At 46.2% G+C, this 1,693-nt stretch carries 1 protein-coding gene and 1 pseudogene; both read right to left on the reverse strand.

Going from position 1 to position 1,693, the window contains the following annotated elements:
* Positions 1-569 (reverse strand): annotated as a pseudogene (locus tag SPSYN_RS05915) (4-hydroxybutyrate CoA-transferase); the annotation flags it as partial.
* 236 nt (positions 570-805) lie between these two features.
* On the reverse strand, positions 806-1,693 hold an 888-nt coding region (locus SPSYN_RS05920; protein ID WP_161821578.1), incomplete at its 5' end, for an acetyl-CoA hydrolase/transferase family protein.

Raw genomic sequence — 1,693 nt, forward strand, 5'->3', positions numbered from 1 at the left:
GAAATAGTGGGTTGTTCTAGTTCAAATATCGGCGTATTATCGCGAATAATATGAGTCACCTGGGAAATGTGAACTTTGTTATAGCCACCGGTCCAGGGCATATTGGGATTCTCTTCCACAATAATGGTTTTGGCCACTTCTACACAAGCAGGAGAATAGTCGCAACCTAAACCATAGCAAAAATAGCCGTGTTCATCCATGGGGGTAACAGTGGCCATCCACACGTCACAGCCGCCCTGCCTGACCATGGCGGGCATGTCACTGAAGTTAAAGGGCATATAGGTGGCATAGCCGTCGTGAACCATCTGCCTGATGGGAGTAGTCACAAATAGGGATTCTACTTTAATATTCTCAGCAAAAGATGGATCCACGTATCTGTGCTTGCGCCTGGTCAAGAATTGCCTGACCCTAACGCCCTTCAACTCATCCTTCCGGTCGGCTAAAGCTTCCCATATTGCAGTGGGCTCGTTAGCCTCCGAAGGTGTGTAAATCAGGTCTCCAGATTTAATTGACTGAGCTGCTATCTCCGGGGTAGTCAGTTTCTCCTTATACATCTGCTGTACGTTCATCAGTTTACCTCCCTTTTATCTTTAGTTAGTTATAAATTGTTTAAATGATTTTGAACTACTGCCTGCTGAAAATATAATTAATAATATTCAGAAATTAAAAAATTATGTATCAGCTTAATATTGTCAGGCAGGCTTTAAATCAAAAATTTTTTAATCATTGCCATAAACTTACCAACATCTAAGTTTCAGGCACAAAAAAAAAGCGCCTTCAACAAGGCGCTTTTCTTGTTAATCAACTAGACTATGAGGCCCATTTTCTTGGCTTCATGTGTCAGCCAATCCCGGAAATTAGGATGGGCAATGCTGATCAGTAGCTTGGCCCTTTCCTGCATGGACTTATCACGCAGTTTAACACAACCGTACTCGGTTACGACATGGTCAACCAGGGTCCTGGTGGTGGACACAATGGCACCGGGGCTCAAAATGGGCACGATTTTGGAGATGGTATCATTCTTGGTGGTGGAGTTCAGCACAATAAACCCTTGCCCTTCCGGGTTCAAGGTGACGCCGCGGGCAAAGTCCAGCTGGCCGCCAATACCTCCCCAGATTTTGGTGCCAATGCTTTCCGAGCAGCACTGGCCAAACAAGTCTACCTCGATGGTCCCGTTGATGCTGACCGGCTTATAGTTCTGCGCGATGACAAAGGGATTGTTGGTGTAATCAACCGGGTGGAATTCAATGGCCGGGTGATTGGCAATGTAATCGAAGCATGCCTTCTTGCCCTCCACGATGGTAGCAATTACTTTGCCCTTGTGAATTGATTTCCTGCTCCCGTTCAGGCAACCGCTTTCCATCATTTCATTAATGTAGTCGGTGACCAGCTCGGTGTGCATGCCCAGGTCTTTCCGGTGCAGCATGTATTTGCAAACCGCAGCGGGAACACCGCCGATACCTACCTGTAACGTGGAACCGTCTTCAATACGCTCGGCAATCGGAGCGGCGATTTTTTCGTCCAATTCAGAAATAGTGGGTTGTTCTAGTTCAAATATCGGCGTATTATCGCGAATAATATGAGTCACCTGGGAAATGTGAACTTTGTTATAGCCACCGGTCCAGGGCATATTGGGATTCTCTTCCACAATAATGGTTTTGGCCACTTCTACACAAGCAGGAGAATAGTCGCA

It is taken from the genome of Sporotomaculum syntrophicum (assembly GCF_009932395.1).
Classification (GTDB): domain Bacteria; phylum Bacillota; class Desulfotomaculia; order Desulfotomaculales; family Desulfallaceae; genus Sporotomaculum; species Sporotomaculum syntrophicum.